Consider the following 14,561-nt stretch of genomic DNA (forward strand, 5'->3'; position numbering starts at 1 on the left):
CGCGGCATTGTAGGCCATTGAACGATTCACACGTCCGCGCTGCATGGCGAGACGTGTGTGGCGAGACGTTTCACGAACGTGCCGGGCATAATCGCAACATGAAAACCTTTCTGCTTTATGTCGTCACGGCGGTGGCGGAAATCGTCGGTTGCTACTTGCCCTGGTTGTGGCTCAAACAGGATCGCAGCGCGTGGCTGCTGGTGCCGGGCGCTGCGGCGCTTGCGCTGTTCGCGTGGTTGCTCACACTGCATCCGTCGGCGGCCGGGCGCGTCTACGCCGCGTATGGCGGCGTGTACATCAGTGTCGCCATTGTGTGGTTGTGGCTTGTCGACGGCGTGCGTCCGACATCGTGGGACGTCGCGGGTGTCGTGGTGGCGCTCGCGGGCATGAGCCTGATTGCGTTTCAGCCGCGCTGAAATCGCGCCAGCAGCGATAGCAAAGACCGCCGTTCAGGCCGTCTTCACCCGATAGGTGCAGCGTTGGCCGCCCGCGAGGATATGCGTCTCGCGCGACACGGTGCCGCGCTCACCGATCAACTCCTGGAACAGTTCCAGTTCCGTGCGACAAAAACCCTGACACGTCTTGGCTGCCGCGCAGATCGGGCAGTGATCTTCGATCAGCAGCCAGTCGTCGCCATCGCGTTCCACGCGCGCCATGTAGCCTTCCGCCGAACGAATCTCCGCAAGCTTCTCCATGCGCGCCGGTAGTCCCGGGAGCGGGTCGATGGCCTTTTTGTAGCCCGTGCGCGTCTCGGCAGCGCGTTGCGTGATCAGTCGGTCGAGCCCGTCCTCGCCGAACAACTGACGGATCGAGCCGATCAGTTGAATCGTGAGTGTGGAGTGGGCGTCCGGAAAGCGACTGTGACCGGCTTCGGTGAGCGTCCACGCCTGACGCGGACGTCCCGCGCCGCGCGAGGGCATCGTCTCGCCAGCGAGCAGACCGTCCGCCACCAGCTTCTGCACCTGCTGACGTGCCGCTTCCGCCGTGATCCCCAATCCCGAGGCGACTTCCGCCGTCGACGCCGGGCCTTGCGTCTTCAACCAATGCAAAACGCGCTCGTGCCCGGCAACCGGGACCACGAGCGGTGCTGCCCTATTATCCAAGTGGTTATTTGGGTAATTCATCGTGAGGCATGTAATATCCAAGAACTTTCTTGCATATTAGTCGCCCCAGAGGTGACTGTCCATCCATGACAACGAGCACGACGAATTCCACGGCGCCGGGCTGGCGCGATTTGTTGAGCGGTAACAACGGCTGGCGGTCGCTGGCGCTGGCGGGCGGGGTCGCGTTGCATGCGACCAACGTGTATGTGGCGACGACGGTGTTGCCATCCATCGTGAAAGAGATCGGCGGACTGGATCTGTATTCCTGGAACACGACGCTGTTCGTCGTGGCGTCGATTCTCGGCTCGGTCTTCGCGGCCCAGATGCTCTCGACGCTCGGGCCGCGCGTCGCTTATATCGCAGCGCTCGTCGGCTTCAGTGCGGGCACGATCGTGTGCGCAGCCGCGCCGAGCATGCCGTGGATGCTGGCCGGGCGCACGTTGCAAGGCTTCGGCGGCGGCATTCTGCTGGCGTTGAGCTACGCATTGATTCGTATCGTCTTCGCGCCGCCGTTGTGGTCGCGGGCGATGGGGCTGGTCTCGGGGATGTGGGGCGTTGCAACGCTTTGCGGCCCGGCCGTCGGCGGCGTCTTTGCGCAGTTCGGTCACTGGCGCTGGGCGTTCTGGTCGTTGCTGCCCATCGTGGTGGGACTGGGCCTCATCATCCGCGCACAGGTGCCGGGCGGACGCGCCGTGAAGGCCGCAGACGGGACTTCGCAAAGCCATGACGACGCACACGCCGTGCCTTGGTTCAAGGTCGTGCTGTTGTGCGCATCGGCCGTGGCGATCTCGCTCGGCGCGGTGGTGGGTTCGCACGTCGTGGCCGCAGGGTGGATGGTGCTCGGCCTCGCCCTCGCGTGGTGGCTGGCACAGCGAGAGCGCAGCGCGCGCCATGCGTTGCCGCGACTGATGCCCACGGGCGCGTACTCGTTGCGTACGCGTCTGGGCGGACTCTACGCCACCATGAGCCTGCTCGGTCTGGCCATGACGAGCGAGATCTACATCCCTTATTTCCTTCAGACGATTCATGGACAGACGCCGTTCGCTGCGGGCTATCTTGCCGCGCTCATGGCGGCGGGCTGGTCGGTCGGCTCGATGACGAGCGCCAGCCGTCAGGGCGACGCCGCTGAGCGTCGCGTTCGCCTCGGGCCGGTGATCGTCGCTGTGGGGATGTTTGCGCTCGCGTGGTTGCTGCCGCAGTCATCGCTCTTCGACAGCGCCGCAGGAATTACGACGCTTTGCATCGCGCTGTTCGGCGTGGGGATCGGTGTCGGCATCGGCTGGCCGCATTTGCTCACGCGGGTGATGACGGCGGCGCGTCCGGGTGAAGCGGGGCTGGCGTCCGCGTCGATCACCACGGTGCAGTTGTATTCGATGGCGCTCGGCTCGGCGCTCGCGGGGCTCGTCGCGAACTCGGCCGGTCTGGCCGACGGCGGGCTGCCCGAAATCCAGCGCGCCTCGATCTGGTTGTTCGCGGTATTCGCCCTCGCACCGGCGGGCGCGGCCGTCATCATCTGGCGCGGCAGGACAGCCGCAAGCATTAGCGGACAGAACGAACAGAATGAACGAGAGGGTCAGGAGGCATCATGATCGATCGAATCACAGCCATGCGCACCTTCGTACGTGTGGCCGAAGTCGGTAGCTTCACGAAGGCGGCGGCGTCGCTCGATATTCCGCGCGCGACCGCGACGACACAGGTGCAGCATCTCGAGCGCTGGTTCGGCGTGGCGCTCTTCACGCGCTCCACCCGGCGTGTGGCGCTCACGATGGAAGGCGCGGCGTACTACGAGCGATGCTCGTCGATTCTCGCTGACGTCGAAGAAGTCGAGTCGGGGCTGTTCGGTGCGCAGGCGCAGTTGCGCGGACGCCTCGCCGTCGTGCTACCGCCGGTCATCGCCCGCGAGGTGGTCATGCCGTCGCTCGCTGAGTTTCAGGCGCGTTATCCGGGGCTGGAGATTGCGCTCGACGCGACGCCTGCACACGGGGACTGGCGTGGCGACGGGGTGGATTGCGGCGTCGTACTCGGGGAGTTGCCGGACTCGCGGCTGGTCGCGCGACATCTGGGCGACCTGCCGCGCGTGACGTGCGCAAGCCGTCGCTATCTCGACCTGCACGGCACGCCGGAGGATCTCGACGGACTGGCCACGCACACGTCGGTCAAATGGCTGTCCGCACCGGCGGAGTCGTTGGCATCGTCGGCTGTTCCGTCGCCGGGATCGTCAGGTGACGGGGGGCAGGGCTTCATGTTGCCAACGCGCTGTGGCGATCTCACGCTGACGGTGGGTGGCAAGGCGACGTGCGTGCGCACGCGCGGTCAGTTGCACGTGGGTGATGAAGCGGCGTATCTCGCGGCAGGGCTGGAAGGACTGGGACTGATTCAGCCGACGCTGCTGGCGGCCGCGCCGTATCTGGCGTCGGGGCGTCTGGTGCCGGTGCTGCCGAAGTGTCCGCCGCCGCCGTTGCGGCTGTCGGCGGCGTATCCGGCGCAAAAGCGCGTGTCGCCGCGCGTGCGAGCGTTCGTCGACTGGCTGGCGTTGATCTGCGAGCCGTTAGGTCACGCGCAGACGGCTGCCAGCGACGTGACGGGCGATGCCGGAACGGCGGCTGCGAAAGTCAGCTCGAAGGTCGACGCGAAAGGTTACGCGCCTCTGCCGGTCTTGCCGGAGGGCGTCCCGTCCAGCACGCGACGCTCGTTGACGCTGCCCGCATAGTGGTTGCGCTTCTCTTCATACATCAGTAGATCGGCGCGCTGGATCGTGGCTTCGAGCCGTTCGCCAGCTTGGCACGTCGCCATCCCCATCGAGAACGACAGCGGCGTGCCGGGGTAGAACGAGTTGTTCAGTTCCACGAGCTGACGAATGCTCTCGATCATGGCGGCACCGCCTGTCTCGTCGGTCGACGGCAGCAGCAGCGCGAATTCGTCGCCACCGATGCGGGCCGCGATCTGAGGCGCTGCGACCGCCTTACCCAGCACTTCGCCCGCCCGACGCAGCAGCGCGTCGCCAGCGGCGTGGCCCAGTTGATCGTTCACGGCCTTCAGGCCGTTCAGATCGGCGACCACCACTGTTACCGGATACGGGCCCTTGCGTTCGAGCCGGTTGAGTTCGTCCACATAGAACGACCGGTTGCGCAGCTTAGTGAGCACGTCGTGCTTGCCGAGAAACTCCAGATACGACTCGGCCTTCTTGCGCGCGGTGATGTCGGTGAGCGCAACGAGCACGAGATCCCAGCGCGATTCATGCCCGGGCAGCACGGCGAATTGCAGATGGACGTTGATCTCGTTGCCGTCGAGCGCGTAATTCACGACTTCGCGTTGCTGAAAGAGCTTGTTCTCCCACAGGTCGATCAGCTGCTCGCGGAAGTTGTGACGCATGTCGTCGCGGAACACGTCGGGCAGACGGCCGAGCAGGGTGGCCTTATCGGGCGCGACGAACATCGCCAGCGTATGGCGGTTCACGTCGAGCACATCGATTTCCTGCATGCAGCGCTCGACGAACTCCGGGTGCACGTCGGTGAACGTGCGGAAGTCGGTGATGCCGCGTGCGCGTGCATCGTCGAGCAGTAGCTTGATCGCGCTGAAATCTTCGACCCACAGCGAGACCGGCGAATACTCGAACAGTCCCCGGGCGTATTGCTCGCCCATGGTGACGCGCTCGCGGGCGTGTTCCAGTTCGGTCACGTTCTCCAGCGAGATCAGCACGCGGTCGAGCGTGGCTTCATGACCGGGCAGGACGGAGCCGTTCAGCAATACATCCAGACGGCCGCCGTCGAGTGTGTAGTTGACGGTCTTGCTCGTGAAATGGGTGTGACCGTCCCACAGTTGGCAAAGCTCTTCGATGTGCGTCTTGAGCATGTCGTCGCGGAACACGCGCGACAAGTTGGCGACGAGTTCATCGAGCGTGGGCGCGTTGAACATCGCCAGGGTCCGACGATTGACCTTGATGACGCGGATACGTTGGGAACACTGCGAGACGTGCGCCGGATCGGCTTTGAAGTGTGTGCGCAGATCGACCACGCCCTGCGCACGCCATTCGTCGAACAATCGCTTCACGCCGCTGAAGTCTTCGAGCCACAGGGAGACGGGCGCGAGGTCGAACATCAGGGCGTCGTCGGTGGCGCTGGCCGCCGCGCTGGTCACAGATGTCCCGGCGGTGGCGGATGTCGCGTCAGGCGAGTTAGCTGAGGGTAAGGCGGGCATGGCGTCCGGCATGTGTCACCTGGTCTGTTATCTCTGTTTTAGCCCGCCATTCTACGTTCAAACGATTTGCAAGCTGTCCTGACTTCGTGCGATTTCGCGTTGCGTCGAATTACAGCAGCGGCGCACCGGTATCGCGTTTGACTTCGCGCAGGGAAAGCATCGACTCGATGGACGACACGCCGGGCAGGGCGCGCAACACATCGCGCGTGAAACTGCCGTAATCGTCGAGGTCGGTGGCGACCACGCCAAGCAAATAGTCGGCGCTGCCGGAGATATTGTGGCACGACACGATTCGGTCGATGGCCTGCACTTCACGCTCGAACTGTTCGGACAGGGCGCGATCGTGCACCGCGAAGCGCACGTGGACGAAAGCGGTCACGCCGAGGCCCAGTGCGCGGTGCGAGAGTTCTGCGCGGTAGCCGGTGATGTAGCCATCGGCCTCGAGACGCTTCAGGCGTCGTGCACACGGCGTTTCGGAAAGCGACACACGCTCTGCAAGGCGGGCGTTGGAGATGCGGCCATCGCGTTGGACGATGGCGAGAATTGCCCGATCGATCGCGTCGAGTTCGTTCATTGTGGGTATCCCGCTACAAAATCTGCTGCAAAGATGGCATTCCACCACGATCTACGAGGAGGGGAAAGTGTTTCCCTCGTCCGTTTGGATTAAGCCGATCGGCAAGGGGATAAAGGTGAAGTAGGTGATTTTTGTTAATTTCAAATGAGAGGTGGGGTAATGCACCAATAGATGAAATATAGGTGGGTGGAAAACGCCATGTATCTCTCATGAAATGGAGAGATCATGAAGCTCATTTTCGTCCGCTTTCATTCATTGGGGAAAAACATGGTTTCGCCGCAGTTGCTCACCGTCTTCATTGGCGCGCTGGTTGTCGTCTACGCGCTGCCCGGTCCCGATATGGCGGTGGTGATGCAAACGAGCATGACGCGAGGCACGCGACACGGGCTGGCCACGGCCGCCGGTCTGGCGCTGGCGCGTGCCGCGCATGTGACGCTCTCGGCCTGCGGCGTGGCGGCGCTGCTGCGCGCAGCGCCCTGGCTGTTCGAGACGGTGCGCATTGTTGGCGCAATCTACCTGGCATGGGTGGCGATCCAGATCTGGCGCTCGCCCGCGTTCGGGGTACAGGCGGTGGCGGCCGCAGACGATGCCGCACCGCCCCTCTCGCACGCGTTTCGCCGTGGCGTGTTGTCCAGCGTGCTCAACCCGAAGGCGCTGCTGTTCTGTTCGGTGCTCCTGCCGCAGTTCGTTCGCCCTGAAGCGGGCCCTGTGTGGACGCAAGTGCTCGAACTCGGCGTGCTGCTGCTGATCGTTGGGGCGATGTTCGACGTCGCGCTCTCGTTCGGCGCGGCACGCATCGCGAACTGGCTGCGCACTCGGCCGCTTGCACAAAAAGTACAACGCTGGTCGTTCGGCGCGGCGCTCATGGCATTCGCCGTACGGCTGTCGCTCGACTGAAAAGCCGGGCACAATACATCTCACCTACATCACCTTCCAGTGGTTGCACCAAACGAGTGCATTTCGCTGCGACACGGCAAATTGGGGTGCGACACAACGTCGCACCCATTGAATTCGCAGAACCTTCCCGCATTGCTGCATTGCACAGCGTTTACCGTCAAAAAGGTGTCGATCTGCTCGGAAATCGTCGCGCGCGTACGCGTGGAGGCCGCGCGACACATTGTCGCGCAGGTGGGTGTGCGATGTCCGGCCTAATTAAACTTCGGCATAATGCCGCACCGTGATGGAAGTAAAAGACAAGAAGTCGGACAGTGACTTGAGGTCTGCGGGCGGCAATCCGCCCCGGTTCACGTCTTTTCGATGACACAGTCGTCGTAGTTCGACCGGTGCAATACCGGCGAGACGACTGCTCCCGTCCCACCTAACCCTTGCCAACCTCCTGCGACCCTGCATCAGGCCGGTAAGCCCGTGTTGCGCCGTTCGCTGGCCAACTCAACCCTGTCGTGTGACATGAAGAAACACAGAAACCCGCGATTGTTTAGGCTGCTCGCCTTGTGCTCGCCGCTGCTTTTGGCAGGCTGCGACATGACGCTGCTCGACCCTAAGGGGCAGATCGGAATTGAGAACAAGAACCTGATCCTCACGGCCACCTGGCTGATGTTGATCGTGGTCATTCCGGTCATTCTGATGACGCTGTGGTTCGCGTGGAAGTACCGCGCAACCAACAAGACGGCACGCTATGAGCCGAATTGGTCGCACTCGACGGCCATTGAGGTCGTGGTCTGGCTCGTGCCGATCATCATCATTGCGATCCTCGCGCGCATCACCTGGGTCTCCACCCACGAACTCGATCCGTACAAGCCGCTGGAAAGCGACGTGAAGCCGATTACGGTCGAAGTGGTGGCGTTGAACTACAAGTGGCTGTTCATCTACCCGGAACAGGGCATTGCGTCGATCAACGAACTGGCCGTTCCTGTCGATGTCCCGGTGAATTTCAAGATCACCTCGGAATCGATCATGAACTCGTTCTTCATTCCGCAATTGGGTAGCCAGGTCTACTCGATGGCCGGGATGGAAACGAAGCTGCACCTGATCGCCAACCACGTCGGCACGTACGACGGGATTTCGGCGAACTACAGCGGCGGTGGCTTCTCGGGCATGCGCTTCAAGACGTTGGCGATGACGGACGGCGACTTCCAGCAATGGGTCACGAAGGTGCGCGAGTCGAAGAAGGTACTCGACAAGGACGCCTATGCCTCGCTGGTGCCGATGAGCGAAAACACGCCGGTCACGTACTACAGCTCGGTCGACGCGAAGATGTTCCAGTCGATCGTGCACGCCCCGATGGCATCGGGCATGGCTCAGCAGCATGAAGGCCATGAAAACCACGGTGCCATGGAAATGAAGGGCATGGACATGAAGATGGAAATGAAGGGCGCGGGCACCGACGCCGCAACGGCTCCGGCCGCTGCAGCCAACGTGCAAGGCCAGTCGATGACCATGGCCATGGACGCCGGCGCGCACGCGATGCACGCTGCCGGTCCGGCTGCGCACGCGCATAAGGAGTAATCAACAATGTCAGCACTGTTTGGCAAACTGACTCTCGAAGCCATCCCGTACCACGAGCCGATCATCGTCGGCGCGGTCGGCATGATGGTGCTGGGCGGGCTGGGCATTTTTGCCCTGCTCACCTATTTCGGTAAGTGGAAGTATCTGTGGAACGAGTGGGTCACGTCCGTCGATCACAAGAAGATCGGCGTGATGTACGTGCTCGTCGCGCTCGTCATGCTGCTGCGCGGCTTTGCCGACGCCATGATGATGCGCACCCAGTTGGCGCTCGCGCATAACTCGCCGGGCATTCTCCCGCCGGATCACTACGACCAGATCTTCACGGCTCACGGCGTGATCATGATCTTCTTCGTGGCGATGCCTTTCATGACGGGTCTCGTGAACCTCGTGGTGCCGCTGCAAATCGGCGCGCGCGACGTGGCGTTCCCGTTCCTGAACACGCTGTCGTTCTGGCTGTTCGCCGCTGGCGCTGTGCTGGTGAACCTGTCGCTGGGCGTGGGTGAATTCGCACGTACGGGCTGGCTGGCTTACCCGCCGCTTTCGGGCATTCAGTACAGCCCGGGCGTGGGGGTGGATTACTACATCTGGGCCTTGCAGATTTCAGGTCTGGGGACGTTGCTCACGGGTGTGAACTTCGTCGTCACGATTCTGAAGATGCGCGCACCGGGCATGAACCTGATGAAGATGCCGATCTTCACGTGGACGTCCCTGTGCACGATGGTGCTGGTGTGCGCTGCGTTCCCGGTTCTGACCGTGACGCTGGGCCTGCTCTCGCTGGATCGCTATCTCGACTTCCATTTCTTCACGAATGAGTTGGGCGGCAATCCGATGATGTACATCAACCTGATCTGGATCTGGGGTCACCCTGAGGTGTACATCCTGATCTTGCCGGCGTTCGGTATCTTCTCGGAAATCATCTCGACGTTCTCGGGCAAGAAGCTGTTCGGCTACAAGTCGATGGTGTACGCCACGGCCGCGATCATGGTGCTGTCGTTCCTCGTGTGGGCGCACCACTTCTTCACGATGGGTTCGGGCGCAAGCGTGAACGCGTTCTTCGGTATCGCGACGATGATCATCTCGATCCCGACCGGCGTGAAGATCTTCAACTGGCTGTTCACGATGTACCGTGGTCGCGTGCAAATGACGACGCCGGTGCTGTGGACGCTGGGCTTCATCGTCACGTTCGTGATCGGTGGTATGACGGGCGTGCTGCTGGCTGTGCCGGGCGCTGACTTCGTGCTGCACAACTCGCTGTTCCTGATTGCTCACTTCCACAACGTGATCATCGGTGGCGTGTTGTTCGGTTACATCGCCGGTATGAACTACTGGTTCCCGAAGGCCTTTGGCTTCAAGCTCGACGAGCGTCTGGGCAAGGCAAGCTTCTGGTGCTGGCTGATCGGCTTCTACCTCGCATTCATGCCGCTGTACGTGCTCGGCCTGATGGGCATGACCCGTCGTCTGAACCACTACGACAACCCGGCATGGCAGCCGTGGCTGATCGCTGCGCTGATCGGTGCACTGTTCATCGCCGCCGGTATTGGCTTCCAGGTGCTGCAACTGGTCGTGTCGATCAAGAACCGCAAGGCGCTGGCCGACACCACGGGTGACCCCTGGAACGGCCGTACGCTGGAGTGGATGACGTCGTCGCCGCCGCAGTTCTACAACTTTGCCGAAGAGCCGCGCGTGCATGACATCGACGAGCTGGCTTATCGCAAGGAACACGGCATCAAGAGCGATCTGAAGACGAGCTACGCCCCGATTCACATGCCGAAGAACACCGGCGCCGGTTTCATCATCAGTGCGTTCTCGCTGGTGTTCGGTTTCGCCGCAATCTGGCACATCTGGTGGCTCGCCATCGTTGGCTTCGTGGGCATGATCGTGACGTTCATCTGCCGCAGCAACAACGATTCGATCGACTACTACGTGCAGTCGCCGGAAGTGGTGGCCATTGAATCGGCTCACCATCAGGCACTGGCCGCAGCAGCAAAGGCTTAATCATGACGAGCGAAGTTCTCAAACACACGGGCGCGCATGCCGATGCGCATGCGCACGACCACGCGCACCACGACACCGGCGGCAACACGATCTTCGGTTTCTGGGTGTACCTGATGACCGACTTGGTGCTGTTCGCCAGCCTGTTCGCCACCTTCGCGGTGCTGCGTGACTCGACGGCGGGCGGCCCCACGGGTAAGGAACTGTTCGACCTGAAGTTCGTGCTGGTCGAAACGTTCATCCTGCTGTTCTCGTCGATCACGTATGGCTTCGCCATGATCGGCCTGCACAACGGCAAGAAGGGCGCCACGATGGGCTGGCTGGCCATCACGTGGCTGCTGGGCGCTGGCTTTATCGCGATGGAACTCTATGAATTCCATCACCTGATCCTCGAAGGCGCAGGTCCGAACCGTAGCGGCTTCCTGTCGTCGTTCTTCGCACTGGTGGCGACGCACGGTCTGCACGTGGCCTCGGGCCTGCTGTGGATGGCCGTGCTGATGTTCCAGATCGCCAAGAAGGGCCTGACGTCGACCAACGCGACGCGTCTGCAGTGCCTCTCGCTGTTCTGGCACTTCTTGGACGTGGTCTGGATCGGCGTGTTCACGGTCGTGTACCTGATGGGAGCGATGTAATGAGCAATAGCAATTCGGTGCAATCGCACGGCCATGAAGCTGGCCACAACGCAGCCGGTGGTAGCCACGGTAGCGTGAAGTCGTACCTGATCGGCTTCGTGCTCGCCGTGATCCTGACGGTCATCCCGTTCAAGCTGGTGATGGACGGCACGATGCCCCCCTCGACGGTGCTCCCGCTGATTCTTGGCGCCGCACTGATCCAGATCATCGTCCACCTGATCTACTTCCTGCACATGGACCGCTCGTCGGAACAACGCTGGAATGTGATGGCGTTCCTGTTCACCGTGCTGATCGTCGCCATCGTGCTCGTCGGCTCGCTGTGGATCATGCACAACGCCAACTCGCTGATGATGCCGGGGATGTAAGTCTTCCGGACTTGCCAGTCGTTTAGGCAAGAGAAAAGGCGGCTTCGGGAAACCGGGCCGCCTTTTTTGTTGTTTTGGGTTCGTAGTGCGCAAAAAGGGCAATTCGACTAATCGAATCGCCCTTTTTGCTCACACGCTATCTGTTCGTCGACACCGGCCGCCGTTCTATCCCTCCAGCCCTTGACTCACCCCCATACCCGCGGCGATTGTCGGTACCCTGACTGCGCTCCACCTGAAAGTCGCTCCGTCAGGGCACCGACAATCACCGCTCACTTATCCTGTGCCGTCACCGCTATCGATTAACCATGCGGCGGCTTGTCGTCAGGCGGCGTATCCGATGTCGGGGCCGCCAGTATTACCCCCGGTCGTACCGGCAGGTCCGGTCGAATGCCCAACAGCGGCAGCGCCTGCGACGCTATCTCCGCAAACGCCGGGCCCGCCGCCTGACCACCAAAGTGCTGCGATGCCTTCGGCTCATCCACCGACACCGCAATCACCAAACGCGGTGCCGACAACGGCGCTATCCCCACGAATGACGCCCGGTACTTCGAATGGTCGTAACCGTGTGCCCCCGCTTTATATGCCGTCCCCGTCTTGCCGCCAATGCTGTATCCCGCCACCTGCGCCGTCGTTGCCGTCCCGCCCGTATCCACCACGGCCGCCAGCATCTTGCGCATCTCGGACGCCGTATGCGTATCGATCACCCGCACGCCCTCCGGTTGCACCGGCGTGTCCGGCTTGATGATGGAGATGGGGACCATTACGCCGTCGTTCGCGAAGATGGTGTACGCCCGCGCCAACTGGAACAGCGACGCCGAAATCCCATAGCCGTACGCCATGGTCGCCTGCTCGATCCGTCGCCACGACTTGTACGGACGCAGACGACCCGACACCGCACCCGGGAACCCGAGCTTCGGCTGCTGCCCCAATCCAATCTCGGTGAACATGTCCCACATCTCTTCCGCCCGCAACATCGTCGACACCTTCGTCATGCCGATGTTGCTCGACTTCTGAATGACACCCGCCGCCGTCAACGTGCCGTTCGCACTGTCGTCGCTGATCGTCGCCCCCTCAAACACGTAACGGCCCGGGCCAGTGTCGATGAGCGTCGTCGGTGTCAGGCGATGCAAGTCCAGCGCCAGCGCCATCGTGAACGGCTTGAGAATCGATCCCGGCTCGAAGACGTCTGTGAACACGCGGTTGCGCAACTGCTCCCCCGTCAAATGCTCACGGTCGTTCGGGTTGTATGTCGGCAAGTTGGCCAGCGCCAACACCTGTCCGGTCTTCGCGTCGATGACGACCGCCATCGCAGCCTTCGCACCGGTACGGTCCAGCGCATTCTTCAACGCCTCGTAAGCGATGTACTGCACGCGGGTGTCGAGCGTCAGACGAATGTCCTTGCCGTCGCGCGGCGGACTGGAGTCGTCGAGATCCTGAATCGTTCGGCCAATGCGATCCTTGATCACTCGCCGTACGCCCGCCGCGCCTTCGAGCAGCGGCTCCTCGCCCAACTCCATGCCTTCCTGTCCCTTGTCCTCTACATTGGTAAAGCCGACCACGTGCGCGGCCACTTCGCCTTCAGGGTAGAAGCGCTTGTATTCGCTACTCTCGTAGACGCCGGGAATGCCCAGCGCTTCGACCTGCTTGCCGATCTCCGGTGACACCTGACGCTTTACATAGACGAACTTTTTCTCGCCGATGAGCTTGGTGCGCAGTTCTTTTGCGGGAATGTCGAGCAGCTTGCTGGCTTTCTGGACGTCGCTGTCGGAAAGGTCGTCCGGCACTTCGGCTGGGACGGCCCAAATGGTACGCATCGGCAGACTGGTCGCGAGCACGCGGCCGTCGCGATCTTCGATCTTGCCCCGCACGCCCGGCATGACGATGGCGTGCTCGTATCGCTTTTCACCCTGCGCAATGTAGAAACTGTTGCCCGGTCCGGCGATCCAGAATGCCCGGACGACCAAACCGATGAAGGCGATGGTGATGACGATGACGACGAATTTGGAGCGCCATAACGACATGCGCGATTGCAAAACAGGACTGGCGGAGAACGTGACGTCCTTGGGCTGGCGATTCTTTTGCATGGCGCTCGCAGGGCGAATGAGAGGCTGGTTACAGCAATTAGCAGCAATGAGCCTGTCAACCAACTATGGCTCAAATTCTAGGCGAGATAGCGTAGCATGCAAGCGACTGTTGCAATAGCGCAAAAGCCCCGTCAGACGGGGCTTTCAGGGTTATTTTGGAGGCTTTCGACACGACATTTCGTATGGGTGTCGGCAGGTGAAACCAAAGGTGGATTTTCCCCCTGATTCTCACCCGGATGTGCGCGCCCGATTGGGCGCTGATCCTGACGCCGATCCTCGCCCGATTCGTGCTACTTCCCCGCGTCGAATCGTACGTCGCCGTACCACGCGTGCGCCGTCGCATGGGTGTTGTCGCTGTCGGTGAAAATGCCGTAGCCGAGCAACTTGCCCGGCTTCTCTTTATAGACACGCTCGTAATCGGCCGCGACGTTGCGTGAGAACGTCTGCCACTTGCCGAGCGATGCGTCGCCACCCGCTACGACCATCATCTGTACCCGGTCGGTGTGCGGATTCTGGATGACGCCGCCCACCGGCGCATCGTTGGACCAGATGTACATGAGCGTTGCGTACGGCAAGTCTTCGCCGCCCGCCTTGGCCAGCGTCATCGCCGCACGGTCCCCGAACGAAAGCGACGATTTGTCGCCGTCGAAGAAAAACACCAGCCGTGCGGGCGAGTCCTCTTTGTCGCTCACCCGGTTGTCCGCGCCCGGAATGGCCTTGTCGACCTTCCATCGCCATGCGACGACCGGCGTGGCGTTCAGGTCGATACCGTCACCCTTGGCCATGAGCGCCGACGCCGAATCGGCCGAATTAGCCTCGATGACGTTGCGCTTGCCGTCGGCCACGACTGTGTAGACGGTGAGCTTCTTGCCGCTCACGACAGGCAGGTTCTTCCAGCCCTCCGGCAGTGCGTTGCCCGGGCTGGCTTTCGAGAAGGGGACGGCTGCCGCGCCGCTAGCGGAGGCTGCGTCAGCCGAAACGGCGTTGGGAACGTAGGCCAGCGCTGCGAGCCACGCGATGGCCGCAGCCAGTGCCACCGCCGTCACACGACGGGGCGACTGGCGGAAGGCTTGAGTGGATCGTGAGACGTACGGCGAACGAAGCGTCGAGACAATGCGTTGCATGGTGGACGACTCCAACGTTGAAGG

13 protein-coding genes are annotated in these 14,561 nt (G+C 62.0%); 8 read left to right on the forward strand and 5 right to left on the reverse strand.

Features of this window, described 5'->3' with window-relative positions; all coding sequences use genetic code 11:
- The first annotated feature begins 98 nt into the window (after window positions 1-98).
- On the forward strand, window positions 99-416 hold the full coding sequence (locus ACIQWO_RS13015; RefSeq protein WP_150577099.1) for a YnfA family protein: 318 nt from the start codon (window positions 99-101) through the stop codon (window positions 414-416).
- A gap of 33 nt (window positions 417-449) precedes the next feature.
- Here ACIQWO_RS13015 and ACIQWO_RS13020 read toward each other — a convergent pair whose 3' ends face one another.
- A complete protein-coding gene (locus ACIQWO_RS13020; protein ID WP_402824271.1) occupies window positions 450-1,124 on the reverse strand; it encodes a helix-turn-helix transcriptional regulator in 675 nt (224 codons plus the stop codon).
- Window positions 1,125-1,189: 65 nt separating this feature from the next.
- Here ACIQWO_RS13020 and ACIQWO_RS13025 point away from each other — a divergent pair, with 65 nt between their 5' ends.
- A complete protein-coding gene (locus tag ACIQWO_RS13025; protein ID WP_402824274.1) occupies window positions 1,190-2,692 on the forward strand; it encodes an MFS transporter in 1,503 nt (500 codons plus the stop codon).
- On the forward strand, window positions 2,689-3,813 hold the full coding sequence (locus ACIQWO_RS13030; RefSeq protein ID WP_402824277.1) for a LysR family transcriptional regulator: 1,125 nt from the start codon (window positions 2,689-2,691) through the stop codon (window positions 3,811-3,813). The genes ACIQWO_RS13025 and ACIQWO_RS13030 overlap by 4 nt, the downstream gene beginning before the upstream one ends.
- Here ACIQWO_RS13030 and ACIQWO_RS13035 read toward each other — a convergent pair.
- Complete coding sequence (locus ACIQWO_RS13035) at window positions 3,741-5,201, reverse strand: diguanylate cyclase domain-containing protein (RefSeq protein ID WP_402825346.1); 1,461 nt, start codon at window positions 5,199-5,201, stop codon at window positions 3,741-3,743. The two genes, ACIQWO_RS13030 and ACIQWO_RS13035, sit on opposite strands and share 73 nt — an antisense overlap.
- Window positions 5,202-5,409: 208 nt before the next feature.
- Entirely contained in the window at window positions 5,410-5,874 is a 465-nt protein-coding gene (locus ACIQWO_RS13040; protein WP_402824280.1) for an Lrp/AsnC family transcriptional regulator, read from the reverse strand.
- Window positions 5,875-6,141: 267 nt separating this feature from the next.
- Between ACIQWO_RS13040 and ACIQWO_RS13045 the strand changes: the two genes are divergently transcribed.
- The 5 genes from ACIQWO_RS13045 (at window position 6,142) to ACIQWO_RS13065 (ending at window position 11,329) form a co-directional block, all read left to right on the forward strand.
- Window positions 6,142-6,771 (forward strand): LysE family translocator, encoded by a 630-nt coding sequence (locus ACIQWO_RS13045; protein WP_233326744.1) that lies wholly within the window; start codon window positions 6,142-6,144, stop codon window positions 6,769-6,771.
- 510 nt (window positions 6,772-7,281) lie between these two features.
- A complete protein-coding gene (gene cyoA / locus ACIQWO_RS13050; RefSeq protein ID WP_402824282.1) occupies window positions 7,282-8,340 on the forward strand; it encodes a ubiquinol oxidase subunit II in 1,059 nt (352 codons plus the stop codon).
- Window positions 8,341-8,355: 15 nt separating this feature from the next.
- The gene (cyoB, locus tag ACIQWO_RS13055) at window positions 8,356-10,335 is read left to right on the forward strand and encodes a cytochrome o ubiquinol oxidase subunit I (protein WP_150739510.1); all 1,980 of its coding nucleotides are present in this window, start codon (window positions 8,356-8,358) and stop codon (window positions 10,333-10,335) included.
- 2 nt (window positions 10,336-10,337) lie between these two features.
- Window positions 10,338-10,964, forward strand: coding sequence for a cytochrome o ubiquinol oxidase subunit III (locus ACIQWO_RS13060; RefSeq protein ID WP_402824285.1), 627 nt, complete (start codon window positions 10,338-10,340; stop codon window positions 10,962-10,964).
- Window positions 10,964-11,329 (forward strand): cytochrome o ubiquinol oxidase subunit IV, encoded by a 366-nt coding sequence (locus tag ACIQWO_RS13065; RefSeq protein ID WP_402824288.1) that lies wholly within the window; start codon window positions 10,964-10,966, stop codon window positions 11,327-11,329. Before ACIQWO_RS13060 ends, ACIQWO_RS13065 begins: the two co-directional genes overlap by 1 nt.
- Window positions 11,330-11,628: 299 nt before the next feature.
- Here the strand turns inward: ACIQWO_RS13065 and ACIQWO_RS13070 are convergent, their stop codons facing one another.
- Together ACIQWO_RS13070 and ACIQWO_RS13075 are read right to left on the reverse strand one after the other, a co-directional pair.
- Window positions 11,629-13,413, reverse strand: a complete 1,785-nt coding sequence (locus tag ACIQWO_RS13070; RefSeq protein ID WP_402824291.1) for a peptidoglycan D,D-transpeptidase FtsI family protein — start codon at window positions 13,411-13,413, stop codon at window positions 11,629-11,631.
- A gap of 290 nt (window positions 13,414-13,703) precedes the next feature.
- Window positions 13,704-14,537 carry a DUF3047 domain-containing protein gene (locus ACIQWO_RS13075; protein ID WP_402824294.1) on the reverse strand — a complete coding sequence of 278 codons (834 nt, stop codon included), beginning with the start codon at window positions 14,535-14,537 and terminating at the stop codon, window positions 13,704-13,706.
- Window positions 14,538-14,561: the final 24 nt, after the last annotated feature.

Source organism: Pandoraea sp. NPDC090278 (assembly GCF_044772185.1).
Taxonomy (GTDB): domain Bacteria; phylum Pseudomonadota; class Gammaproteobacteria; order Burkholderiales; family Burkholderiaceae; genus Pandoraea.

Coding starts and splice junctions, on each gene's coding strand:
- ACIQWO_RS13060 (WP_402824285.1), top strand. CDS start 10,338: ATGACGAGCGAAGTTCTCAAACACACGGGCGCGCATGCCGATGCGCAT.
- ACIQWO_RS13020 (WP_402824271.1), bottom strand. CDS start 1,124: ATGAATTACCCAAATAACCACTTGGATAATAGGGCAGCACCGCTCGTG.
- ACIQWO_RS13035 (WP_402825346.1), bottom strand. CDS start 5,201: ATGTTCGACCTCGCGCCCGTCTCCCTGTGGCTCGAAGACTTCAGCGGC.
- ACIQWO_RS13040 (WP_402824280.1), bottom strand. CDS start 5,874: ATGAACGAACTCGACGCGATCGATCGGGCAATTCTCGCCATCGTCCAA.
- cyoA (WP_402824282.1), top strand. CDS start 7,282: ATGAAGAAACACAGAAACCCGCGATTGTTTAGGCTGCTCGCCTTGTGC.
- ACIQWO_RS13025 (WP_402824274.1), top strand. CDS start 1,190: ATGACAACGAGCACGACGAATTCCACGGCGCCGGGCTGGCGCGATTTG.
- ACIQWO_RS13045 (WP_233326744.1), top strand. CDS start 6,142: ATGGTTTCGCCGCAGTTGCTCACCGTCTTCATTGGCGCGCTGGTTGTC.
- ACIQWO_RS13030 (WP_402824277.1), top strand. CDS start 2,689: ATGATCGATCGAATCACAGCCATGCGCACCTTCGTACGTGTGGCCGAA.
- ACIQWO_RS13075 (WP_402824294.1), bottom strand. CDS start 14,537: ATGCAACGCATTGTCTCGACGCTTCGTTCGCCGTACGTCTCACGATCC.
- ACIQWO_RS13070 (WP_402824291.1), bottom strand. CDS start 13,413: ATGCAAAAGAATCGCCAGCCCAAGGACGTCACGTTCTCCGCCAGTCCT.
- ACIQWO_RS13015 (WP_150577099.1), top strand. CDS start 99: ATGAAAACCTTTCTGCTTTATGTCGTCACGGCGGTGGCGGAAATCGTC.
- ACIQWO_RS13065 (WP_402824288.1), top strand. CDS start 10,964: ATGAGCAATAGCAATTCGGTGCAATCGCACGGCCATGAAGCTGGCCAC.